The organism is Burkholderia pseudomultivorans, from assembly GCF_902499075.1.
Lineage (GTDB): Bacteria > Pseudomonadota > Gammaproteobacteria > Burkholderiales > Burkholderiaceae > Burkholderia > Burkholderia pseudomultivorans.
Genome location: NZ_CABVPP010000062.1, coordinates 1 through 23,407 on the forward strand (window position 1 = coordinate 1; position 23,407 = coordinate 23,407).

At 66.3% G+C, this 23,407-nt stretch carries 23 protein-coding genes and 1 tRNA gene; 9 read left to right on the forward strand and 15 right to left on the reverse strand.

Annotated features, from left to right (window positions below; translation table 11 throughout):
- Positions 1–177: 177 nt before the first annotated feature.
- From BST28156_RS28770 to BST28156_RS28785, 4 genes are all read right to left on the reverse strand, one after another.
- Positions 178–843 (reverse strand): HNH endonuclease, encoded by a 666-nt coding sequence (locus BST28156_RS28770; RefSeq protein WP_174904012.1) that lies wholly within the window; start codon positions 841–843, stop codon positions 178–180.
- Between the two features lie 3 nt (positions 844–846).
- Complete coding sequence (locus tag BST28156_RS28775; protein ID WP_254596436.1) at positions 847–1,197, reverse strand: nucleotide pyrophosphohydrolase; 351 nt, start codon at positions 1,195–1,197, stop codon at positions 847–849.
- 156 nt (positions 1,198–1,353) lie between these two features.
- A complete protein-coding gene (locus BST28156_RS28780; protein WP_009690350.1) occupies positions 1,354–1,884 on the reverse strand; it encodes a cytochrome b in 531 nt (176 codons plus the stop codon).
- Positions 1,884–2,981, reverse strand: coding sequence for a catalase family peroxidase (locus tag BST28156_RS28785; RefSeq protein ID WP_174904014.1), 1,098 nt, complete (start codon positions 2,979–2,981; stop codon positions 1,884–1,886). The genes BST28156_RS28780 and BST28156_RS28785 overlap by 1 nt, the downstream gene beginning before the upstream one ends.
- 157 nt (positions 2,982–3,138) lie before the next feature.
- On the opposite strand from BST28156_RS28785, the gene BST28156_RS28790 reads away from it, so the two are divergent.
- Positions 3,139–3,657: a sigma-70 family RNA polymerase sigma factor gene (locus BST28156_RS28790; protein ID WP_174904015.1), complete on the forward strand. Its 519-nt coding sequence runs from the start codon at positions 3,139–3,141 to the stop codon at positions 3,655–3,657.
- Positions 3,654–4,409, forward strand: coding sequence for an anti-sigma factor family protein (locus tag BST28156_RS28795; RefSeq protein WP_174904016.1), 756 nt, complete (start codon positions 3,654–3,656; stop codon positions 4,407–4,409). The genes BST28156_RS28790 and BST28156_RS28795 overlap by 4 nt, the downstream gene beginning before the upstream one ends.
- Before the next feature lie 970 nt (positions 4,410–5,379).
- On the opposite strand, the gene BST28156_RS28800 is transcribed toward BST28156_RS28795, so the two are convergent.
- The 3 genes from BST28156_RS28800 to BST28156_RS28810 form a co-directional block, all read right to left on the reverse strand.
- The gene (locus BST28156_RS28800) at positions 5,380–5,544 is read right to left on the reverse strand and encodes a hypothetical protein (RefSeq protein ID WP_174904017.1); all 165 of its coding nucleotides are present in this window, start codon (positions 5,542–5,544) and stop codon (positions 5,380–5,382) included.
- A gap of 4 nt (positions 5,545–5,548) precedes the next feature.
- On the reverse strand, positions 5,549–5,686 hold the full coding sequence (locus BST28156_RS28805) for a hypothetical protein (protein ID WP_174904018.1): 138 nt from the start codon (positions 5,684–5,686) through the stop codon (positions 5,549–5,551).
- A gap of 414 nt (positions 5,687–6,100) precedes the next feature.
- Positions 6,101–7,348, reverse strand: coding sequence for a glycosyltransferase family 87 protein (locus BST28156_RS28810; RefSeq protein ID WP_174904019.1), 1,248 nt, complete (start codon positions 7,346–7,348; stop codon positions 6,101–6,103).
- A gap of 212 nt (positions 7,349–7,560) precedes the next feature.
- Between BST28156_RS28810 and BST28156_RS28815 the strand changes: the two genes are divergently transcribed.
- Positions 7,561–7,637, forward strand: a tRNA-Val gene (locus tag BST28156_RS28815).
- A 218-nt stretch (positions 7,638–7,855) separates the two neighbouring features.
- Here the strand turns inward: BST28156_RS28815 and BST28156_RS28820 are convergent.
- Both BST28156_RS28820 and BST28156_RS28825 read right to left on the reverse strand, forming a co-directional pair.
- On the reverse strand, positions 7,856–8,725 hold the full coding sequence (locus tag BST28156_RS28820) for a sigma-70 family RNA polymerase sigma factor (RefSeq protein ID WP_174904020.1): 870 nt from the start codon (positions 8,723–8,725) through the stop codon (positions 7,856–7,858).
- Positions 8,725–9,198, reverse strand: coding sequence for a carboxymuconolactone decarboxylase family protein (locus tag BST28156_RS28825; protein WP_174904021.1), 474 nt, complete (start codon positions 9,196–9,198; stop codon positions 8,725–8,727). The genes BST28156_RS28820 and BST28156_RS28825 overlap by 1 nt, the downstream gene beginning before the upstream one ends.
- A gap of 144 nt (positions 9,199–9,342) precedes the next feature.
- On the opposite strand from BST28156_RS28825, the gene BST28156_RS28830 reads away from it, so the two are divergent.
- The 6 genes from BST28156_RS28830 to BST28156_RS28855 all read left to right on the forward strand — a co-directional run bounded on the left by BST28156_RS28830 (position 9,343) and on the right by BST28156_RS28855 (position 13,385).
- Positions 9,343–9,732, forward strand: coding sequence for a hypothetical protein (locus BST28156_RS28830; RefSeq protein ID WP_174904022.1), 390 nt, complete (start codon positions 9,343–9,345; stop codon positions 9,730–9,732).
- Positions 9,729–10,973, forward strand: a complete 1,245-nt coding sequence (gene egtB / locus BST28156_RS28835) for an ergothioneine biosynthesis protein EgtB (RefSeq protein ID WP_060240268.1) — start codon at positions 9,729–9,731, stop codon at positions 10,971–10,973. Before BST28156_RS28830 ends, egtB begins: the two co-directional genes overlap by 4 nt.
- Complete coding sequence (gene egtD / locus BST28156_RS28840) at positions 10,957–11,970, forward strand: L-histidine N(alpha)-methyltransferase (RefSeq protein WP_060240164.1); 1,014 nt, start codon at positions 10,957–10,959, stop codon at positions 11,968–11,970. Before egtB ends, egtD begins: the two co-directional genes overlap by 17 nt.
- A 296-nt stretch (positions 11,971–12,266) precedes the next feature.
- The gene (locus BST28156_RS28845; protein WP_174904023.1) at positions 12,267–12,554 is read left to right on the forward strand and encodes a hypothetical protein; all 288 of its coding nucleotides are present in this window, start codon (positions 12,267–12,269) and stop codon (positions 12,552–12,554) included.
- A gap of 26 nt (positions 12,555–12,580) precedes the next feature.
- Complete coding sequence (locus tag BST28156_RS28850) at positions 12,581–12,835, forward strand: hypothetical protein (RefSeq protein WP_174904024.1); 255 nt, start codon at positions 12,581–12,583, stop codon at positions 12,833–12,835.
- A gap of 187 nt (positions 12,836–13,022) precedes the next feature.
- The gene (locus BST28156_RS28855) at positions 13,023–13,385 is read left to right on the forward strand and encodes a hypothetical protein (protein ID WP_174904025.1); all 363 of its coding nucleotides are present in this window, start codon (positions 13,023–13,025) and stop codon (positions 13,383–13,385) included.
- Positions 13,386–13,553: 168 nt separating this feature from the next.
- Here the strand turns inward: BST28156_RS28855 and BST28156_RS28860 are convergent, their stop codons facing one another.
- The 6 genes from BST28156_RS28860 to BST28156_RS28885 form a co-directional block, all read right to left on the reverse strand.
- Positions 13,554–16,580: a type III restriction-modification system endonuclease gene (locus BST28156_RS28860; RefSeq protein ID WP_174904026.1), complete on the reverse strand. Its 3,027-nt coding sequence runs from the start codon at positions 16,578–16,580 to the stop codon at positions 13,554–13,556.
- Positions 16,580–18,598 (reverse strand): site-specific DNA-methyltransferase, encoded by a 2,019-nt coding sequence (locus BST28156_RS28865; RefSeq protein ID WP_060251155.1) that lies wholly within the window; start codon positions 18,596–18,598, stop codon positions 16,580–16,582. Before BST28156_RS28865 ends, BST28156_RS28860 begins: the two co-directional genes overlap by 1 nt.
- 365 nt (positions 18,599–18,963) lie before the next feature.
- Positions 18,964–20,094, reverse strand: a complete 1,131-nt coding sequence (locus BST28156_RS28870) for a porin (RefSeq protein WP_060240176.1) — start codon at positions 20,092–20,094, stop codon at positions 18,964–18,966.
- 282 nt (positions 20,095–20,376) lie between these two features.
- On the reverse strand, positions 20,377–21,054 hold the full coding sequence (locus BST28156_RS28875) for a response regulator (RefSeq protein ID WP_174904027.1): 678 nt from the start codon (positions 21,052–21,054) through the stop codon (positions 20,377–20,379).
- Positions 21,055–21,066: 12 nt separating this feature from the next.
- Positions 21,067–22,434 (reverse strand): sensor histidine kinase, encoded by a 1,368-nt coding sequence (locus tag BST28156_RS28880; RefSeq protein WP_174904028.1) that lies wholly within the window; start codon positions 22,432–22,434, stop codon positions 21,067–21,069.
- A 110-nt stretch (positions 22,435–22,544) separates the two neighbouring features.
- Positions 22,545–23,393, reverse strand: a complete 849-nt coding sequence (locus tag BST28156_RS28885; RefSeq protein WP_040129045.1) for an ABC transporter permease — start codon at positions 23,391–23,393, stop codon at positions 22,545–22,547.
- Between the last annotated feature and the right edge of the window lie 14 nt (positions 23,394–23,407).

The following is a 23,407-nucleotide window of genomic DNA, read 5'->3' on the forward strand; positions in this document are numbered from 1 at the left end:
ATCGTTGCGACTGCGGGGTTCTTCTTCCTTCGCCAGCCGCGCGCTCAACCTGCAGCACACCACCGACTCCGCTTCCCCCTCTCGCGCCGCGTTGCCGTTAGCGCGAAAGAGGCGTGATTCTAGGCACCCTCCTCCAATCGCGCAAGGGGTTTTGGAAAAAATATCTGGTCCTGCACGCTACAGTGACACGCCCTCGATCTCGACACCGAAATGAAGCTTCCGGTGACAGTTCGGGCACAACGCGATTGCATTTTCGATAGTGTCCTCACCGCCATCTGCGAGACGCTTGTTGTGATGCACCTCGAGGTAAGGCGTACGGTCCTTCTTCCGAAGAAACGGCGCCGGCTCTTCGCAAAGCTCACAAACCCCGTTCGCTCGGAGCAAGACCTCGGCGACAACGTCGGCGTTCCGAACGTAGATCTCCGTGACAGCCTTGATCTTCGTCGGCACCTTGCCGGCTCGTGAGAGTCGCTTTCTCCGCGCTGCCGATGTATCTGCGAGTGCTCGATCGACATCTTTGTCGAAAGCCGCCTGGCGTGCCTGAACAGTCTGCAAAACCGCGGCCTGTTCTTCACTGCCGGCAAGTTCGAATGTCCCGCGCTCTACGCGGATGAACTTCGCCTCACGTTTTGACGAATCAAAATCGATGCACTGGGGACAGTGATCTTCCACCTTGCGACGTACGGTTGCCTGAAACGTTGCCATGTCTTGATAGTTGTCCGGCAACTTCCCCGATGAAAACTTTGCCAGCAGCGCTTCGTAGATTTTCTTGTACGGTGCTCTTCCGCCCAGTTCGCGCACCACGTCCTCGATGTCGCCAACCTTCACGCTGTATTGCGGCATTCCTCAATCCCCGTATTCAGAGTATTTTTTTGATTTTCCGTACACCTTGTCTGCCGGATATTTATTTCTGTTGATGTCGATTTTCTCGAGTGCGGCCTTGTGGAGATCGATCTCCAGCCTGTCAGCCAGCAACACCAGATAGGCCAGCACATCCGCCATCTCGTGGCGGATCGCCGTCAACTGATCAGCCGAAAGCTCCGCTCTTTCTCCCGACTCGAGCCATTGAAACGGCTCCAGCAACTCGCTGGCTTCGACGCTCAGCGCCGCAGCCAGATTCTTGGGCGTGTGAAACTTCTGCCAACCTCGCTCCGCGACAAACTGACGGAGCACATCGCGAAGTTCTTCCAATTCCACTTTCTTCTCCGCTGGGCCCACACACGAAGTCCCAATAGAAAGACCTCGCAGTCGCCAACGAACTGGCGCCTTCGAGGCCCAAAAAGAAACGGCAGCGCCGTTACAGGAAATCGGAAAATATCATGATTTCGAGATAAGACTCCTCTCGCTCTGCGCCTATCTCCCCACCATCGACCTGACCACCCCATCCCGCCGAATCAACCCGTGATAAAGCGCGGCCGCAAAGTGCGCAAGAAACGTCGCGAAGAACAGATAGGCCAGCACCCGATGCGCGATCCTGAGCCACGCGAACGCGACCGGATCCGCCGAAACGATCGCCGGCAGCTGCACCCCGCCGCCCAGCGTCACCGGATACCCGCCCGCCGACAGCATCGCCCAACCGATCAGCGGCATCGCAACCATCAGCACATACAGCACCAGATGCGATCCATGCGCGGCGACCTTCTGCCATCCCGGCAAGTCCGCAGGCAATGCCGGCGTTTTCGAGCCGAGCCGCACCACGATCCGCACGCACACCAGCACCAGCACGGCCACGCCCAGCGGCTTGTGAATCCCCACAAGAAACGTGTGCCGCTCCGACACCGACGCCACCATCCCCACCCCGACAAACAGCATCGTCAGAATCATCGCAGCCATCACCCAGTGCAGCACCCTCGCCGGCAGGCCAAACGTCGTCACCGTCTTCATCACCGCCCCTCCTCGCTCACGCTGGCCGCCTTCGCCACGCCAGCCTCTTCACTCGTGCGTCGCAGATACGAATCCGCATAAGCGGCCGACCTGGCCGCCAGCAACGGATCGCCCGACACCTGAATCCCCTGCGGCAACACCGTCGGGTCGTAATTCACATCCCGGCACGGCCCGCTATCCTGCGGCGCCACCCGGTCGAGCACGAGCGTTCCCGCATCGATCGTCGTGCGCTGCGCAGGCCACACCTTCGTTGCGTCGTCCACCGGGTCGCCGGGCTCCGCCAGGGTGACCAGCAGCTTCCATTTCTGCGCACCGTCCGCGATGCGCCGCGTCAGATCCGCCTGCAGCACGTTCGGATCCGCAGCCGTCGCGACGTCGCCGGCGCCGGCCGTCTGTTCCGGCACGACGCGCCACCTCACCGCGTGCCGCTTGCCCGACGCGTCGACGAAGTAGAACGCGTTCAAGCCGTAATAACTCTCGGTGACGTAGCTCGCGCTCGGCTTCGCCGCTTTTATCCACTGCAGAAACGCCGCCGCCTCCGGATGCGCGCCAAAGAACGCCTTCACCTTCGCCGGATCGGGCTTCCCCGTCCCGGGATCGGGCCGCGTCGCCACCGTCTGCTGGTAAAACGCCTGCGGCGTCGCCACCGGAAACACCGGCATCGCGTTCATCCCGGTCCGCCACTGCTCGCCGTCGGGCGCGGTCAGCTTCAGCGCGAGGCTGCGGATCGGCACGCTCCTGTCGGGCGCATACGGATTCCCGCCCGGCAGCGCGAACCGCCCGACCACCGGCGTGCGCCCCGCCTTGAAGAACGGCGCGACCGAATACGCGCTCGCGGCCCCGTTGCCCTCGAAATACCCGGTCACGCACACGCCTTTCGCATGATTGCGCCGAAACCCGGGATGCAGCCCGGCGTTGGTCTGCAACGCATCGACGAGCCGGTGCGGCGTCAGACGCGTCGGCGAAAGCCAGCCGCCGACATAGCCGAACGCCGCCGCCATGCCCGCCACCGCGCCGCCGATCACGGCCCAGCGCCACCACTCGCGCGCCGGCGCCTGTCGCGGCGTTGGCGAAGAAGAGGAAGAAGATCGCTCCATGAAATGCACTCCCGATCGTCAGGTCAATGTCGAACGCGCGTAGGACGCCGCGCCGGCCGCTTTATTCCACGAAAAAATTTTTCGTATGCTCATGGAATAAGCGGCGCCGACCGGCGTCCTACGCGGCATCTCGACCCTTTCGGTAACCGGCCCGGCCATGCCCTCCACCGCCCCCGACGACGACGCGTTACGCGAACTCATCCCGAGGCTGCGACGCTTCGCGCTCTGGCTGGCGCGCGACGTGCACGCGGCCGACGATCTCGTGCAGTCGACGCTCGAGCGCGCGCTGTCGAGCTGGGCGAGCCGCCGCGAGAATGCGTCGCTGCGCAGCTGGCTCTTCACGATCCTTTATCGGCAGTTCCTCGACGGCAAGCGCAGCGCGAAACGCTACGCATGGCTGCTCGGCCGCATCCGCGACGACGACGAACCGCACTGGCCGTCCGCCGAACGCGAGGTGGCCGCGCGCGCGACGCTCGAAGCGTTCGGCCGCCTGCCCGACGAGCAGCGCAGCCTGCTGCTGCTGATCGCGGTCGAGGGCTTCACCTATCAGGAAGCCGCCGATCTGCTTGAGGTGCCGATCGGCACCGTGATGTCGCGCCTGTCCCGCGCGCGCCAGGCGCTGCGCCTGCTCAGCGACGGCGAGCTCCCCGCTGCTTCCCTGCGATTGATGAAATGAACATCCCTCCCGACGAACACAACCTCCACGCCTACGTCGACGGCCAGCTCGACGACGACGCGCGCGCTGCGGTCGAGCGCTATCTCGCGCTGCATCCGGAAAGCGCGGAACAGGTGAAGCGCTGGCAGCAGGATGCGCAGCGCTTGCGCGCAGCGCTGGCGAGCATGCAGATGCCGGAGGACAACCCCGCGCTCGATCCGGCGGCGATTCGTGCGCGGCGCGCGGAACGCACGCGGATGCGGTTCGCGATGGCCGCATCCTTCGTGTTCTGCATCGGGCTGGGGACGTTCGGCGGATGGCAGGCACGCGGCTGGAATGCGCCGGCGGCCGTCGCGCCGATGAGCGATGCGGTCGAGGCGTACAAGATGCTGGTCGTCGATCGCGCCGCGAAGGTGGATTTCCGGCCGACGAGTGCGGCGGAATTGCAGACCTGGCTCACCCGACGCGTCGGCGCATCGGCGATGCTGCCGGATTTGAGCGCCGCGGGATTCAGGCCGATCGGCGCGCGACTGTTCGCGACCGAACGCGGGGCCGCCGCGATGGTGCTGTATCAGGACGACGCGGGGCGCACGCTGAGCTTCTATCTCCGCCCGCCCGAATCCGCGCATCGGTTGCTGGCGGCCGGCGAACGCGTCGACGGCGCGCTGCTCGCGCGGTATGGATCGTTGCGCGGGCTCAACTATGCGGTGGTCGGGCCGGCGGATAGTCTCGCGGAAAAGGCCGTCGCGCGTGTGCTCGACGAGCAGACGTAGGTGATACGATGCGCGGGCGCGTCGGGGCGCGAAGGCTCGCGGCGGTTGCGCGCGCGTTGGGTGACGTGGCTCACCGTTAAAGCGCACAGCGTTTGGAGTGAGTTGGGCGGCCTGTTATCCACATCACGGTAAACGGGCCGCGCTCCGATCGAAGCCCGGTGCCCTCATCCCTGAGATGCACAGCATTTCGCTCCGTTTTTGACGGTGGATATCCACACCGAAAGCGTCGGCTCGATGCTATCGTTCGAGGCCGATGACGCTCACAGCATTTCGAGTGGTTCGGGGCTGGCGATATCCACAACGTTTCCTTCGTTCGCCCCCTCTCACCCATGAAGCGCACAGCGTTTCGAGTCGGTTGGTCGCCACGATATCCACATCGAAACCGTCGATGCCATCGATCGTCACCGGTCGAACGAACGCTCCCGGCCAATCCTCGAAAAGCCCCGAAACACGGGCCTCACGGCACGATGAAGCTACTCGCGGACGGGAAACTCACCCTGTTCATACACAGCATCGCGAGTGATTTTCGAATCGATTTATCCACATTTTTTCCAACAGGCCGTTTTGTTCGAAGGCCTGAATTTGTGCGATCTGTCGGCATCGTCGAACACGTACATTGCTCTCCCCGGATCGCGGTGCACACGACACAGCGTTTTCGACCGGTTTACGCGCGCTTTTCCACATCCGCCCGACACACGCGAAAAACAGGCTTCGCCCGCTGCAGAGTCGCCGGCCCGACGTCGGAGCAACTGGTCAAGCGATTGAGCAAGGACGAGCATCTCGATCCGCGTACGGGGCTGTCGCTCGCGTAGCGGCATCGGGCATCACTTGATCCCGTACATGCGAAGCAGTGCGCCAGGCGGCGTCTCATCGATGTCCTGAAACCGCATTTCCGGACAATCGGTCACAGCGTTTGCGCAGTTTTCCGTGCCGGATTTCCACAGCTCGTTCGTCGCTTGGCTAAAGGACGTCATGCCGTCGCATCGTCGTTGATCAAACCGCTGCGCTTCAACGTTTCCCGCAGGCAATCCGGACAGGCACGCTCACCGGCACGCCAGACCTTGTCGAATTCCTCGTCGCGCTCGGCCCTGAACGTCGATCCGCCGATATCTTCCTCTTCCGTCAGGCGTCGCATTTCTTCAATGCCGTTCGATCACATACTGCCCCGGGCCACGCCATGCAATCGAACGGTATCCGCGTCGAACGACGTCGGTCACGACCACAGCAACCGGCCCGGCGATGTCCTCCACCAGCACTTCATCGACAGGCGCCTTCATGAATCGCCTCGCACTTGGCAGCAATGCCCGCGACTCTACAAAGATTCCAACGAAGCCTGCCCATACGACTGGCCGTGGCAGGACATCCTCTTCATGCCCGCATCACAGTCGCGGGACTGTGCTTATCCAAAGGTGTTAACAGGGAACGTATATATACGTAGTAACAGTTAACAAGACCTGTGCGTCACAGTGGATAACCTCGTTAACCGGCTGAAAAATCAACACGATGCAAAATGCACAACCCGGCTCGACTCGCGTGCACAGCTCGCGGATGCGTCGAACAACTTTTCTGTGAATTTCCGGGTCGTACAGATATCCTCAATCGTTCCACTGTGAATCCAGATGCTTGCAGGACGGTTATCCAGAGGGGAATGTGGATAACTGCATCACCCACAGTCGCGACGCTGTGTGCCATCAAGATCGGGACACGGCATGCATGTCGCTCGTCGCATCGGGACTCAGTGCCGTATCGACGCTGCGCCTGACGATCACGGCCAGCATCGCGAGCAGCACGACAGGCACCGCGTTGCTCAACCGGAGCGGCAGGAAAAAGGCGATCGGGGACAGCCACGCCGCGATCAGCGCTAGAAGATCGCCGACAAGCCAGCGATGACGCTGGCCGTCGAGCCATAAATAGACGAACGGAAGTGCGAGCCAGACGAGGTCGTAGGTCAACAGATAGGGCGGACAGAGCAGGCTGGCTATCACCAGCGCGGATGCCTGCAGTGTCTGTCGCGCGGGCCGAAGCCATAACCACGCGGTCGCACCGATCGCGATCGCGGCGACCGTGAAATGAAGCGCATACGCATATCCGGGGGCGAAGCCGGCGTGACGTGCCGCGCCGAAAACGGTCGGCATCCCGGCCGGCCAGGTGCCGGCCCGATCGACGAGATACGCGCCGAAGCGGCCGGCGGACCGGACGAACGCCGTGTAGGTGTCGAAGCCGAGCATCACGCCGGCAACTATGCAGAACAGGCTGGCGGTGACCGCCGCCGCAGCCAGCGCGTGCCAGCGCCGGCCGCAGATCAACGCAACGGGTATCGCCATCGCGAGTTGCGGCTTCATTGCCAGCAAGCCGAAGCAGATGCCGGCGACGACCGGCCGCCGATCGAGCGATACGAGCCCGAGACCGATCAGCGCGGCGGTGAGAAACGAATTCTGTCCGGCCATGCCGGCAATCCACACCGCGGGAAAAGCGAGGGCCGCGAACCAGAACGCGACGGGCAGGCGCCGTTCGGCAATGCGTGCGCAAGTCGCGCCGAGCAACGCGAATCCGCCGAGCACGAACGCGACATACGCGTATACGAATGGCAGCAGCGACAACGGCCAGACCATCAGCAGAAACGTCGGCGGATAGACCCACTCGGTCGGATAGTCGTTGAAGGCCAAACCCTGCAGCTTCAGCACGATGGGGCCGAGCAAGGTCCAGTCGAACGCACTCGCCGGACCGCGATGGATCGACAGGAACGACGCGCTCCAGAACACGGCGAAGTCCCAGCCGAGTGCCGCGACGCTGCGCATATGCCGGACATACGCGCCGTCCACCCGCACCCACAAGAAGAACGATTCGACCAGCAACACGATGCACGCAGGGAAGATCACCCGGTTGCGTGTCAGCCAGCGGCCGGCTTCGCGATGGCGCAGCTTGAGCGACGTCCCCATGAGCACATCTCCGGTCGGTTCGAGGGCTCGAATCGCCAGTATCGTTCCATACGCGTCGAAAAGGCGAGCCACGTGATCGCATGTCGTTGCGCGACGTCGTCGATCGACGTGCGACACATTGCGCATCGCGCGCCATCCGTTCGCGCGCCTGAAGAATTTTCACGAAGGGGCTTGCGCTCCTCAAAAACCCTCTCTATAATTCGCGGCTTCTTAGGCTCGTAGCTCAGTTGGTTAGAGCACCACCTTGACATGGTGGGGGTCGTTGGTTCGAATCCAATCGAGCCTACCAACGAACAATTGAAGGGGTCGGCAGCACGCATTGCCTACAGGCAATCCGGCTCGCCAAATGATCGAACGCCACGCGGCAACTTCGCGTGGCGTTTTTCTTTTCTGCCGTACGCAACGCGTTTCACCGCGCATTTCCCGCATCGAAATCACGCATTCACGCACGCAGGCAAACGCGAACGGAAGGGCGCCGACGCCGCGCAGTCGCACGGCGCGCGACGCTCAATGCAGATGCTTCAGCTTGTCCGGATTGCGCACGACATAGATCGCGACGATCTTTCCATCCTCGATCTCCAGCGCGGTCGTCTGCAGCTCGCCGTCGGCTTCCAGCGTGACGAAACCCGGCAACCCGTTGACGAACCCCGCACGCACGAGCTTCGACGCGTGCGTCGCGAACAGTTCGGCCAGATGCGTGTGCACCTTCATCACGCGCTCGAAACCGAACACCGGCACATCCGCGGCCGAACGCTTGCCGCCGCCGTCCGCATGCAGGCTCACGTCTTCGGCCAGCATCGCGCCGAGCGCGCGCATGTCGCCGCTGCGCGACGCCGCGAAGAACGCTTCGGCCAGCTCGATGCCGCGCTGTTTCTCGACCCGAAAACGCGGCCGCGCATCGCGCACGTGCGTGCGTGCCCGCGCAGCGAGCTGCCGGCATGCGGCCGGCTCGCGCTGGATCGTCGCAGCCACTTCGTCGAACTCGAGACCGAATACGTCATGCAGCAGGAACGCCGCGCGTTCGAGCGGCGACAGCCGTTCGAGCGCGAGCATCAGCGGCAGCGTGACGTCTTCCGTTTCGTCCGCGTCGACAACGGGCTCCGGCAGCCACGGGCCGACATAGGTCTCGCGCCGATGCCGCGCGGACTTCAGCTGGTCGAGACACATCCGCATCACCATCCGGCGCAGGAACGCCTCGGGCACGCGGATTTCGTCGCGGTCGACGTCCATCCAGCGGATGAACGCCTCCTGCACGATGTCCTCGGCATCGGCGACGGAACCGAGCATCCGGTACGCGACGCGGATCAGCATGCGACGCAGCGGATCGAAGCTCGCCGCCGCGTCGGCATGCGCGACGGTCGGGTCGAGGCTCCTCATCAGGCCACCATCTTCGCGGCGGCGGCCTTCGCCTCGGCCGGATCGACCCACAGCCCGAAACCGACCGCCAGACGATTCCAGCCGTTGATCACGTTGATCATCAGCGTGAGCTTCACCTGTTCCTCCTGCATAAAGTGGTCGTTCAGCGCGGCATACGCCGCTTCGTGCGCGTGGCCCTCCGACAGTCGCGTGAGCGCGTCGGTCCAGCCGAGCGCCGCGCGTTCGCGGTCGGTGTAGCAGGGCGCTTCGCGCCACGCGGCGAGCAGGTTGATGCGCTGTTCGGTTTCGCCTTGCGCGCGTGCGTCGACGGTGTGCATGTTAAGGCAGTTCGCGCACGCGTTGATCTGCGACGCGCGGATCTTGACCAGCTCGATCAGCGTCGGCTCGAGGCTGCCGGCAACCGCGACGGACAGGCCCATCCAGCTCTTCATCAAGGCGGGGGCGACGGCAAACGGGTTGAGTTTCGCAGTCATGGTTCCTTCTCCTTTCGTGTGGGTTCCGATGACATGACGAGACAGCGCTCCGCGAATGTGACATCGCGGCAAAAAAATTTTCGAAAAGGCGAGGGCGGTCGGCGGCATCGCATGCGCCGGCTGCTCCACGGACGAGCCCGAACGTTGCATGATCGTCACACCCGCGCCGCGGGCACGATCGGCATCCGGAACGCGCGGCGCGCAGGTGGCGAACCGCCGCGCAGCCCCATCGGCACGCGCATCGCAGCGCATGTCGGCGACCCCGGCTGCACGCGATATCGGATACCGCACAAGCTTTCATTTTTCTTTCTGCGCAGTTTCATCCGCAATCGGATTCGCGACGTTCACATTTCTGGACCATACTGTTCTGCACGGGCGGATGAAGTGACGCCGCATTCGCGGCCCGGCGCGCGCGCCGGCTGCCCGACGACGCAGCAACGAAGGTCGCACGTCAGCCGCGCGCATCGAGCGCGAGGCTTTCCTTTTTCCGGCAACGCAACGCAGCGAATCGCGACGTGGACGGCAAACCGATGAGCCTCCTTGCATCCCAGCTTCAGCGCCGTTACCAGGACGTGCGCGCCCATAGCGTCGCGTTGACCGCGACGCTGTCCGCCGAAGACCAGGCCGTGCAGTCGATGCCCGACGCGAGTCCGTCGAAATGGCATCTCGCGCATACGACGTGGTTCTTCGAAACCGTCGTGCTGATGCGCCGCGTCCCCGGCTACACGCCGTTCGACGCCGCATTCCAGTTCCTCTTCAATTCCTATTACGAAGCGCTCGGCCCGCGCCATCCGCGGCCGCAGCGCGGGCTGCTCACGCGCCCGTCGCTCGACGACGTGCATGCGTATCGCCAGCACGTCGACGATGCGATGCTGCGCGCGCTCGCGCTCGACGATCCGGCCCTGCTCGATGCGATCGCGCCCGAGGTCGAGCTCGGCCTGCATCACGAACAGCAGCATCAGGAGCTGATCGTCACCGACATGCTGCACGCGTTCTCGTGCAATCCGCTGCGTCCGGCGTTCCGGCCGCGCAACGGCGCGGACGGGCACGGCGAGACGGCGGGCGAAGCCGGCGAGGTGCGCTGGCTGCGCCAGCCGGGCGGGCTCGTCGAGATCGGCCACGACGGCGACGCGTTCTCGTTCGACAACGAACGGCCGCGTCATACGGCGCTCGTGCGGCCGTACGAGATCGCGGACCGCCTGGTGACGAATGCCGAATTCGCCGCGTTCATCGCCGACGGCGGCTACGCGCGCGCCGAATACTGGTTGTCCGACGGCTGGGCGACGGTGCAACGGGAAGGCTGGCAAGGGCCCGCATACTGGATCACCGACGACGACACGCTGGTCGCCGACGCGGCTTCATCCGCGCCGCAGCACGCATGGCGCGCGTTCGGCCTGCACGGCGTCGAACCGCTCGCGCCCGATGCGCCGGTCTGCCACGTGAGCTTCTACGAGGCGGCCGCGTATGCGGAATGGGCCGGCGCGCGGCTGCCGACCGAATTCGAATGGGAGGCCGCGTTCCAGGCAGACGGCATCCGCCAGATGCTGGGCCACGTGTGGCAGTGGACGCGTTCGTCATACGAGCCGTATCCGGGCTTTCGGCCGCTCGCGGGTGTCGCGGCCGAATACAACGGCAAGTTCATGGTCGGCCAGCAGGTCCTGCGCGGCAGCAGCATCGCGACGCCGCCCGGGCATGCGCGGCCGACGTACCGCAATTTCTTTCCGCCGGCCGCGCGCTGGCAATTCACGGGAGTGCGACTTGCGCGAGACGTCTGACCTGACGGCCACGAGCGGTGGCCTGCAACCCGCCCGCGATTCGCGGCCGAGCGCGTTCGAGCGCGACCTGATCGACGGACTGTCGCGCACGCCGCGCAGTATTCCGCCGAAATACTTCTACGATGCGGCCGGCTCCGAGCTGTTCGACCGCATCTGCGAACTGCCCGAGTACTACCCGACGCGCACCGAGCTCGGCATCCTGCGCGATCGCGCGGCGGACATCGTGCGGCGCGTCGGTCCGCACGCGGACATCGTCGAATTCGGCGCCGGGTCGCTCGAGAAGATCCGCGTGCTGCTCGATGCGTTTGCGGGCAACTACGCGAACGCGCCGGCGCGCTACGTGCCGGTCGACATCTCGGCCGACTACCTGCACGGCGCGGCCGCGCGCCTGCGCGCGGCCTATCCATGGCTCGACGTCGCGCCGCTCGCGGCCGACTATACAAAGGCCGAGCAGCTGGCCGAGCTGTCCGCGTCGCCGCGGCGGCGCATCGGCTTTTTCCCGGGCTCGACGATCGGCAATTTCTCGCCGGAAGAGGCCGACGCGTTCCTGCGCGACGCGGCGCGGCTGCTGCGCGGCGGCGGATTGCTGGTCGGCGCGGATCTCGTGAAGGACGTGCGCACGCTGCACGACGCGTACAACGATGCGCAGGGCGTGACCGCGCAGTTCAACCTGAACCTGCTCGCGCGCGCGAATGCCGAGCTCGGCGCGGACTTCGACCTCGATGCGTTTTCGCATTGCGCGTTCTACGCTCCAGAGCGGCAGCGCATCGAGATGCACCTCGTCAGCGACGTCGCGCAGAGCGTGCGCGTCGGCGGTCACACGTTCCGTTTCGAGGCCGGCGAGCGCATCCATACGGAGAACTCGTACAAGTTCACGATCGACGGATTTCACGCGATCGCACGCCGCGCGGGGTTCGAGCCCGATACGGTGTGGACCGACGCCGATCAACTGTTCAGCGTGCACTGGCTGCGCAGCGTCGACGATATCCGCGCGTAACCCCTTCCGCTGCGAACCGCCCGCGCACGATGCGGGCGGTTCGCAGCCGGCTCGCACCGGTGGCCGCCGTGCGCCTGCATCGCGCGGCTTCGTGCCGAAAAATCCCCTTTTTACCGATTCGATGCCGCGTTGCAACGGCGTTTAGAAGTACGCGTCTCCCTTGTCCGGCAAGGCTTTGCGGGCGACCGTAAACGTCCGTTACGGGACTCGCAGACCGGTTTCACCTGTGTCAGGACCCAGTGCCTAGACTCCGAACCGTATTCACATGACGCACGACACGTGCAGGGAGTCGCGAGATGAGCAAGAAACTTCTTCTCGGTGCAGTTCTCGGTGTAGCGGCGCTGGCAGCTTCGGGCGTCGCATCGGCCCACGTCGACCTGTCGGTCGGCATCGGCGTGCCCGCCTATGCGGCGCCGGCACCCGTCTACGTGGCCCCGCCGCCGCCGGTTGCATACGCACCGGTCGGCTATCGCGACGACGGCTGGCGTGCACGCGAATGGCGCGAACACGAGTGGCGCCGTCATGAATGGCGCGAGCACGAGTGGCGCGATCGCGGCGGCTGGCACGGCGGCCGCTGGGATTAAGCGGACGACAAGAGGAGAGTGATCGCATGAGGTCCATTCGATACATCGGGCTGTACACGACTGCCGCCATCGTTGCGCTCGCAACGATCGGCAGCGCGCACGCGGCGGGCTGCATGAAGGGCGCGGTAGTCGGCGGTGTGGCCGGCCATTACGCGGGACACCACGCCGTCGTCGGTGCGGTCGGCGGCTGCATCGTCGGCCATCACATGGCGAAGAAGCATGCGGAAGAGCAGGCCGCGCAGCGCAAGGCCGCTGCGCAGGGCATGCAGCCCGCGCAGTAACGCGCGATCGGGGCGGCGCTGCGGCGCCGACCCCGTCGGTTTCCCCTTCGGTCGCGCACGACGCGCCGGGGATTAATCCGATGAATGCGGGGCGTGCGCATCGTTACGATCATTTACAAGGTCGTACGGCACGAATTTCGCGCGTTCTTAGAATGCAGTCACCCCAACGCGCTCCAGGGAGCACAAGATGAAACATCAACGATACCTGTCCGTGCTGGCGGCCGCGCTGCTCGTGCTCGGCACGGTGTCCGCCCATGCCGCGGCCGGCGGCAATGGCGGTGGCAACGGCGGCGGTCATGGCGCGGGCGGCTCCGGCGGCAACGCGGGCGGCATGTCCGGCGGCCACATGAGCGGTTCCGCGCTCAGCAACTCGAACGGCTTCAACGCCGGCGACCGCGACAAGGGCCTGTCGCGCGCGGCCGACCGCTCCGATTCGATCGCCGATCGCGCCGGCGTGCAGCCGGGCCGCGGGCACTCGCACGGCCATACCGCGCATGCGTCGACGTCCACGCATCACGGGCGTCACCACGCGTTCGGCCGCACGCTTTAAGCGCGGTCAGGCAAAGACGAGGGAAGGGCGCTGCGGCGCCCTTTTTTCGTCTTCTCGCGGATTCGCATGCGGCGCGCCACGAGCGGCATCGCACCGAGCCGCACCGATTTGCAGCATGCCGCTTCCTGCCGGTCGATGAAAAAAGGCGGCTCGTCGCCGCCTTTCGTTCTAGCGCCCCGCGCCCGTCATCGACGCCGCAGGGTCGAACAACGCATCGGCGTTCCCGACCCGCACGAACCGCGCCGCGTCGTCACCGTCCACCAGCGCGCGGAAATGCGCTTCGCCGCAGGCGAGCTTCGCGCGCTCGTGTTCGCTCGGCACATGGCCGTCCGCGTTCGGCGTATCGACGACGAAGTACAACCGTTCGCCGCCATCCTGCTCGGCGAGCACCGCCCAGTCCGGGTGATAGCTGCCGAGCGGCGTCGCGATGCGGAACCACGCAGGCAGCTTCGCGTAAAGCTTCACGCCGTCGTGCGCCTCGAGCGCATCGGCGAACGCGCGCTCCGCGTCCGTCTCGCACACGACCGCTTCGTAAATCGACTTGCGCGCGTCGAGCCGCAGGTTGCGCAGATAGCCGGTCAGCGCCTCGCTCTCGAACGATTCCAGCGCATGCACGTGGCGATCGCCGAGCTTGCGGTACGCGATGCCCGCGACGAGCGCGAGCCGCTTGCAGCGGTTGATCGCGTCGGCCGCGAGCGCGATGAACTGCTGCGGATTCACGCGGAAATCGTCGAGCCGGCCGCTGTCGGCCAGGATCGTCGCCAGCGAGCGGCGCGTGAGCTGCGTGCGGTCCTGCAGTTCGGTAAGCAGGTCGGGCAGCGGCAGCTCGCCTTCGTCGATCAGCACGGTGCCGGCGCCCGCGACCTCGATCGCCTCGACGCCGGCCTTGCCGATGTCGATCTCGGCCTTGCGCCACTGCAGCCGCGCGCGCGCGATCTCCGGCGCGTCGCGCAGCGCGGCCGTACAGTCACGCACGAGCTTCGCGTTGTCGAATTCCACGCTGTACACGGTGCGGTGGCGGATGCGATCCCACAGCGCGCGGAAGTCGTCGCCGAACACGACGGCCTTGCCGGTTGCATCGCGCCGCAGCGCGATCGCGCGGCGCTCGTCCGCGTTGCGCACCGCGAAGCGGCCCGACAGCTTGCGCAGCGTCGCGACGATCGGCGCGCGCAGCATCTCGAATGCTTCGGGCAGCACGAGCGCGCTTTGCCGCAGCGCATCCTTCAGCCGGTCGAGCACCTTGCCCTGCGCGTCGACGTAGCCCTGTTCATGCAGATGCGTCCACAGCACGCGCGACAGCTCGATGCCGAGCGCATGCGCGGGCCCGTCGCCTTCCTGCACGGGCAGCGCCGCGAACTGGTGTTCCTCGACGATGCCGAAACGGATGCCCGTGTCGGCCTCGATTTCCTTCTGCAGGTTTTCCGCGAACGATTCGTAGCGCTCGGTCGCGATCACGGTGAGCGTATTGACGCCCGGGTCGCGCACGCGTTCGCCGTCCTGGTCGACCGCGAGACGCAGCCCGCGGCCGAGCGTCTGGCGACGCTCGCGCTCGGTCTGGATGTCGCGCAGCGTGCAGATCTGGAATACGTTCGGGTTGTCCCAGCCTTCCTTCAGCGCCGAGTGCGAGAAGATGAACTTCAGCGGCGTGTCGAACGACAGCAGCGCTTCCTTCTCGCGCATGATCAGCCCGTACGCGCGCTCCGCGTTCTCGCGGGCCGCCGCGCTGCTTTCGCTGGTGTCGGTCCAGCCGCCCTTGCGGTCGATCGAGAAGTAGCCGTTGTGTGCGCGCTCGACCTCGCGCGCGATGTCGACGCCGTCGAACAGCGCGCGATAGGCCGGCACGCGCGCCGCGCGCGCATATTCCTCTTCGAAGATCAGCGCGTAGTCGCCCTTCACCGGCATCCCGTTCTCGTCGTAGCGGCGATAGCGCTCGACCGAATCGACGAAGAACAGCGACAGCACCTTCACGCCGCGTTCGGCGAGGCGCAGTTCCTTGTCGAGATGCTCGCGGATCGTGCGGCGGATCATCTCGCGCTGCACGGCGAGCGTGTCGATGTCGCCGAACGCCTCGCCGAGCGACAGGAACGCCTCGCCTTCCGGATGCCGCAGCTCGACGTATTCGGCGCCCTTTACCGCATGCACCTCGCCGATCCGCAGCCCCGCGTACAGCGCGCGCTTGGTCAACCGTTCGAGATCGTCGCCGTCGGTCGCCGACACGATCTGGCGCTTCACGCCGGCGCTCGTCGCGACGTCGAGTTCGACGCGCGCGCTGATCGAACCGCGCCGGTTCGACACGCCGACGAGCCGCACGTACGGCTTGTTGTGCGCATCCTCGACGATCGCCGACGCGATCTCGATCTGCTTGACGAGCTTGCGCTCGTACGCGTCGACCGCGTCGAGCCGGTACACCATGTGGTGACGGTCGACGTGCGTGGCCGAGTAGCGCAGCGTGCAGAGCGGGTCCATCGCGGCCAGCGCTTCGCGCCCGCGACCTTCGAGCCCGCCGTCGACGCTTTGCGGCTCGTCGACGATCACGATCGGCCGCGTCGCGCGGATCAGGTCGATCGGCTTCTCGCCGCCGGTCTTCTCGCTGTCCTTGTAGAGGTTGTTGACCTCGCGCTTGTTGATCGCGGCGACGGTCATCACCATGATCTGGATCGCCGCGCTCGCGGCGAAGTGGCGCACCTGGCCGAGCTTCGCGGAGTCGTACAGGAAGTAGTCGTACGGCACGCCTGCGTACAGCGCGCGGAAATGGTCCTCGGTGATCGCGAGCGTCTTGTGCACGCCTTCCTTGATCGCGATCGACGGCACGACGATCACGAACTTCGTGAAGCCGTAGCGCCGGTTCAACTCGAAGATCGTGCGCAGGTAGACGTAGGTCTTGCCGGTGCCGGTCTCCATCTCGACGGTGAAGTCGCGCGAGCCGGGCAGGCCGGACGGCGGCAGGCCGCCGCGCAGCTGCACGTCGGCGAGATTGCGCGCGAGCGCGTCCTCGGTCAGCGACAGCCGGTTGCCGACGCCCTGTTCCGACACCGCGAAGCCGAGCGAGCCCTGCGCGGCGGCCGTCGTGCCCGGCGCGGCATTGGCGAGCACGCTGAAGTCGCCGCGATACGATTCCTGGCCGCGAAACAGGTCGCAGACGGCGTCGATCGCGTCGCGCTGGTAGTCGAGGTCCGCTTCGAAATGCAGCCGCATCACAGGCTCCGCACGCGCTTCACGCCGTGCTGTTCGAGCAGCGCGGCGAGATTGAGCTTCGCGACGTCGTCGACGAAGCCGCTGTCGCGGAACAGGCACGTGACGTCGCGCGTCGCGCCGGTCGCGTCGAGCAGCGCGACGATGCCGTCGGCGAGCGGCTCGGCGTCGTCGCGCGACACGCGCGCATCGAAGCACGCGACGATCGAGCGGCCGATCAGGTGCACGGTCTTGCCGGCCACCGCGTGATGCTCGACCGGCGTGCACAGGTCAAGGCCGAGCTTGAGCGTCAGCTCGGCGAGCAGGTCGTCGTCGGTGCGGCCGGTCTTCACGTGCTCGACGGACGCGAACAGCGCGTGGTCGAAGTCGTCGCGGCGCGGATCCCACTCGATCACGTTGGTCGTGTCGAGCCGGTACACGCGGAACCCGAGGTCGCCATAGCTTTCCGGATAGTCGCGTGCGACCTGCTGCGCGGCGCGGCGCAGCCGTTCCTTGGTCACTTCGGCGAGCGTCAGCGGCTTTTTCAGCTTCGCGCAGAAGTCGGCCGCGCCCTGCTGCGTCTTGTCGCGGCGGTCGAGCGCCTCGGGCAGCTGCACCATGATGTAGCGGCGCGCGCCGCCGTCGGTCGCGTTGACCTGCATCACCGCGTGGCCGGTCGAGCCGGAGCCCGCGAAGCAGTCGAGCACGATGTCGTCGCCGCGCGTGCACCAGCCGATCACAGCCGCCGCGAAGTCGACCGGCTTCGGCTGCTCGAACGGAATGCCGAGCGTCTTCAGCAGCGCGTCGTCCGAGCCGCCGAACGGCAGCACCGACGGCACGTTCTCGTACATGTTCTCGTCGAGGTAGTAGATGCGCTGCGGCTGCGTGGTCTCGTCCGCGCCGAATTCGATCTGGCCGCGTTCGAGCAGCGCCTGCATCGTCGCCGGCGGATTGCGCCAGCCGCGCGCCGGCATCGCGCACGGCTTGCCGGTGACCGGGTGGATCAGCGGCGTGAAATATTCCTCCGGCGCCTTCTTCTTGTTCGGCCACGCCATCGAGACGAGGCGGTACACGCGCCCGTCTTCCGACAGCCGGTCGTACATCGCCTCGCCGCCCGACAGGTTGGTCTGCGCCTTCATCCACGCGCGGAACGCCTTCGCGGCATCCTTCGGCGTGCCGCTGCGGTACATCGCGTCGCGCGCGGCGTCGAGCATGCGCTGCGCGTTGCGCTTCGGGCGCTTCAGCGGCGCGCGTTCGAGCAGCGTCTCGGCATTGCGTGCGAACAGCACCAGCGATTCGTGCTGGTACGCGATGCCGCGTGCGTCGCCCTTCGGGTTGCGCTTGTCCCACACCGCGACGCCGAGCTCGTTCTCCTCGCCGAAGATCTCGCGCAGCATCAGCACCAGCGCGTGCACTTCGTGCTCGTCGATGTGCACCACGATCAGCCCTTCGTCGGACAGCAGCGCGTGCGCGAGCTTCAGGCGCGGGTACATCATGTTCAGCCAGTCGGTATGGAACCGGCCGTTCGCCTCGGTGTTGGTGCTGCGCTTCACGCCGCCTTCGGTCTGCCCCGTCATCGCGAGGTAGTGGCGGATGCTGTCGCTGAAGTCGTCCGGGTACACGAAGTCGCTGCCGGTGTTGTACGGCGGATCGATGTAGACCAGCTTCACCTTGCCCGCGTAGCTCTTGTGCAGCAGCTTCATCACGTCGAGGTTGTCGCCCTCGATCACGAGGTGGCGCGTGTCGTCCCATGCGACGCTGTCTTCGGGGCAGGGCCGCAGCGTGCCCGTCGACGGCGTGAGCGCGGCCTGGCGCGCGTCGCGCTTGCCGTGCCAGTGGAAGCCATAGCGTTCTTCGGCATCGCCGACCGTGCGGTCGCCCACCAGCGCCTTCAGCACGTCGACGTCGACCGACGCGCCTTGCGGGCCTTCGGTCACGAGTTCGGGGAACAGCGCCTTCAGGCGCGCGACGTTGTCGGCGGTGAAATCGGTCGACATCGCCTGCGGGCTGGCCGCATCGAGTTTCTGCATCGTCTTTTCCATCGGAGCCCGGCCGCGCGCGCCAGGACGTCGGGCGCTGTCTCGGCACCGGCGGCAACGGCCACCCGGGCAAACCCGAAACGCTAGCGAGTCGGTCGGCGCAGGTCAAGCGTCGATGTGAGCGGATGGGCGCCGGGCGTGCGTGCATCGGGCGGGATCGCCCGCCGGACGGGCCGCGCGCGGCATCGGGCCGGTTGTCGCAGCATCGCGCGGCGGCCGCGCCGGAATCGATGGAAAAAAAGGGCACGGTCGGCGCGATGCCGGCGTGCCCCGCAGGGAGAAGCCCGAAATGGAACGAAGGGCGGGGCGAAGCCGGGGCCGGAAAGCCTGCCCTTCGGATGGCCGGACCCGGATGGCCGGACCCGCAATCAGAACCGCGTACGGATGCCCGACGTCAGCTCCAGCTGGTTCTTCGCGCCGAACGTCGACGCCACCGTATAGCCGCCGTGCAGCCGCATGTAATCGCCCGCCAGGTACAGCTCGGTGCGCTTGCTCAGGTGATAGAACACCGACCCGTAGATCGTCTCCTTGAAGCCGTTGCCGACGCCGTTGGTCAGGCTGAATGCGCCGAGGTTCGCATTCGGTGTGTTGCCGTCCGAGTCGTACGCGGCGTTCTTGACGCGCATCTGCTGGTAGCCGAGTTCGTAGTCGAGCGGGCCCTTCGGCGCGATCTTCATCGACACCGTCCACGAATCGTCGTGGCGCTGGCCGAGCGAGCCCTGGTCGCCGTTGTAGCGGAAGTAGCCGGCGTTCAGGCGCACGATGCTGAACGTGTAGTTGCCGCCGACTGAGAACGTCTGGTTCGTGTAGCCGCCGTTGTTCACGTGGTTGTAGAAGCCCGACACGTTGAACGGGCCGCCGTTGTAGCCGAGCGCGAGCTGGTACGCGGAGCCGGTCGCGAATGCGGTCGAGTTGCTGAACTGGTAGCCGGCACTGGCGAAGATGCCGTTGCTGAACAGCTTCTTCCACGCGATGCCGTTGCTGTAACGCGTGCCGGTCGGGCCGGCCGCGTAGAAGATCATCTGCTTGAAGTTGTTCGAGTTGGTCCAGCCGCCTTCCTCGGTGCTCAGCTTCGCGGAGCCGTACGCATCGCCGTAGATCGCCGACGCGTCGCGTGCGATCGTGTTCTGGAAACCGGCCGTCAGCTTGCCGAAGCGCTCGTCCTCGACGCCGACCCACGCGTCGCGGTCGAAGATCTGGCCGTTGTCTTCCATCTGGCCGTTCGCGACCACGTATTCGCTTTCGAGGCGGAAGATGATCTTCGTGCCGCCGCCGATGTCCTCCGCGCCCTTCAGGCCCCAGCGGCTGCCGCTGAACCACGGCTCGCCTTCGTTGCCCATGCCGATCACATGGTTGCCGTTGGCGTCGGCATGGGTCCGGTAAGTCGGAAAGCTCAGGTCCATCAGGCCGTACAGCTGCACGCTCGACTGCGCGTGCGCCTGGGTGCCGGCGCACAGGCCTGCCGCCGCGATGGAAAGGGCCAGGGTTTTTCGTTTCAAGATCGTCTCCTCCGAGCTGCCGCATTGAAATTCGTCTATTGGCAGTACGTAACGTATGCCGACGCCTGCCGGCCACAGCGAGATGACCGACGCATGACATCGTAGAGGGTGCAATCCTTCATGCGGCTTTCCCGGACGCAACGATCGGATCGGTGAAAACACCGAACGACAGGCGTTCACGGATCGGCGTGGAAACGGTTGCCCGGCCGCTGCCGTAACTCTGCAATCCGAACCATCCGTAAAGTTCCTGCCGGCAGCGCGCCGGGCAGGGCGCGCCGGCCGTCAGGCCGTCCCGCTCTTCGCGCGCAGGATGTAGCCGAGCCCGCGCAGCGTGATGATCTCGGCCGTGCTCGCGGCCAGGTGCTTGCGCAGCCGGTGGATGTAAATGTCGATCGCGTCCGCGCTCGGCTCGTCGTCGAGCGCGAACACGCTGTCCATCAGCCGCGCCTTCGACACTGTCTTGTTCTGCTGCAGCATCAGCGTTTCGAGGATCGCGTGCTCGCGGCGGCGCAGCGCGAGCGGCGCGTCGCCGCAGCGGAATTCGCGCGTGCCGAACGCATAGACGAGATCGCCGCACGCGAGCTGCGTCGCGCCGACGCCCGCCTGCCGGCGGATCAGCGCGCGAATCCGTGCGACCAGCTCGCGCGACTCGAACGGCTTCACCACATAGTCGTCGGCGCCGGCGCCGAAGCAGTCGACCTTGTCGTCGACCGAGCCGTGCGCGGTCAGCATCAGCACCGGCACGTTGTCGTTGCGGCGCCGCAGCCGCGCGAGCACTTCCTTGCCGCTGATGCCCGGCAGCCGCATGTCGAGCAGCACCGCGTCGTAGCGCTCGGTCTTCAGCACCGTGTCGGCGCGCTCGCCGTCGCCGACGCAGTCGACCGCGAAATCCTCTCCGCGCAGCAGGTTCACGATCCAGTGCGCCAGTTCGGTGTTGTCTTCGACCAGCAAGAGTTTCATCAGGAGCTTCCTTCAATCGTATGCAGGCAGCCGCACGGTCACGACGATCCCGCGATTGCCGGGTCCCGGCGCGAGTGACACGCTGCCGCCGTGCGCCTGCGCGATCTCGCGGACGATCGCGAGCCCGAGGCCCGAGCCCTCGGTGTCGGCCGACACGCGGTAGAAGCGCTTGAACACGTGCGGGCGCGCTTCGGCCGGAATGCCGGGGCCGTTGTCGATCACGTCGAGCACGACCGTGTCGCCGTCGCGCCGCGCGGCGACCGTCACGCAGCCGCCGGGCTGCGTGTAGCGCACCGCATTGTCGACGAGATTCATCACGAGCGCGCCGAGCAGGCTGTCGCTGCCCGCGACGTCGAGCCGCTCGCCGAGCTCCGCGCCGAGATCGATGTCGCGTCGCTGCGCGAGCACGATGGTCTCCTCCAGCACGCTCGACACGAGCGCCGCGAGGTCGACGCGCTGCGTCAGCAGCGTCGACGGCGTCGCTTCCGCATGCGCGAGCAGCAGCAGCTTGTCGGTCACGTCGGCCATCTTGCGGCTGCTGCGCTGCATGCTGTCGAGCACCGACGCGAGTTCCGGATCGTCGTGATCGCGCTGCTGCGCGTACTGGATCTGCGTGTCGAGCACCGCGATCGGCGTGCGCAGCTGGTGCGCGGCATCGGCGATGAAGCGGCGCTGCGTGGCCGTATGCGTGTTGAGCCGCGCGATGCACTGGTTGATCGCGTCGACGATCGGCCGCAGCTCGTTCTGCAGCCGCTCGGGGCGGATCGGCTCCAGCTCCATCGGCCCGCGGTCGGCCACGTCGTCCTTCAGCTTCATCAGCGGCCGCAGCTCCAGTGTCAGCCCGAGATAGACGAGCACCACCGCGAGCATCAGCATCAGCGACAGCCGCAGCAACTGCGGCCGCCAGATCGTGTTGACCATCGCGTGGTGCGAGCGCGTCGTCTTCGCGACGACGACCGTCACCGTCTCGATCTGTCCTTCGTCGTACAGCTGGCGATCGTACGCGACCGCGCGCAGCGGCACGCCGTCGAGCGTCGTGTCGTACGGCGTCGGCTCGACGCCGTGCCGCGCGGGCACCTCGAGCGCCGGATTGCCGGCGAGCAGCCGGCCGTGGCTGTCGATCACCTGGTAGAACACCGAGTCGCGCGACGGCGACTCGAAGATCTCCAGCGCGGCGGGCGGCACGTCGGCGACCGGCAGGCCGTTGCGCCATTCGACGTCCTCGCCGATCGTGCGCGCGGACGCGACGAGCGCGCTGTCCTGCACGAGCGTGGCCGTGCGCCGCGCGGTGTCGTACGACATCGCGCCCGCGATCAGCACGAACGCCGCCAGCGGCAGCAGCAGCCACCACAGCAGCCGCCCGCGCAGGCTGTGCGTCATCCTTTGTCGCTCCTTGTCCTCGATGCCGAGCCGAATGCCGAGCCGAATGCCGAACCGCGCCGGGGTGCCGGCGCGGTCGGGGCGTCACGCGGTGCGGCCGGGCGCGGCGCTCAGAACGCGGCGGGACGCCACTTCAGCAGCCGCTTCTCCAGCCAGGTCAGCAGGTAATCGGCGGCCAGCGCGACCACGGCCAGCACGATCATCGCCGCGAACACGCCGCTCGCGTTGAACGCGCCCTGGGCGGTGGAGATTAGCAGGCCGATGCCCTGCTTGGAACCCAGGAATTCGCCGACCACCGCGCCGACCAGCGCGAAGCCGAAGCTGACATGCAGGCTCGCGAGGATCCAGCTCAGCGCGGACGGGATCACGACCGCCGTGGTGATCTGCCGGCGCGACGCACCGAGGATCTGCGCGTTCGCGATCAGGTAGCGGTCCGCCTCGCGCACGCCCTGGAACGCGTTGCCGAACACGACGAAGAACACCATCACGACGGCCAGCGCGATCTTCGACGCCATGCCGAGGCCGAGCGCGATCACGAATACCGAGCCGAGCACGACGCGCGGGATCGAGTTCGCGATCTGGATGTAGAGGCCGAACACGTCGGCCATCAGCTTGTTGCGGCCGAGCACGATCCCGCAGATCACGCCGGCGACCGAGCCGATCACGAAGCCGATCGCGGTTTCCTCGAGCGTGACCCACACCTGCGTGAGCAGCGGGCCCTGCGACGTGCCGTTCACGAACCAGTCCTGGATCTGCTCGAAGATCAGCGACGGCATCGAGAAGAAGAACGGATCGATCCATTTGAGCCGCGCGGCGAGCTCCCAGCCGCCGAGCACGACGACGAGCACGGCAATCCGCAGCGTGACGATCAGGTTGCGCCGGCGGCGCAGCCGGCGTTGCGCGGCGCGCTCGTCGTCCTCGAGCGTCGTCGCCGGAAGGGCGGTGGTGGGAAGCGTCATGTCGGTCATGCTCC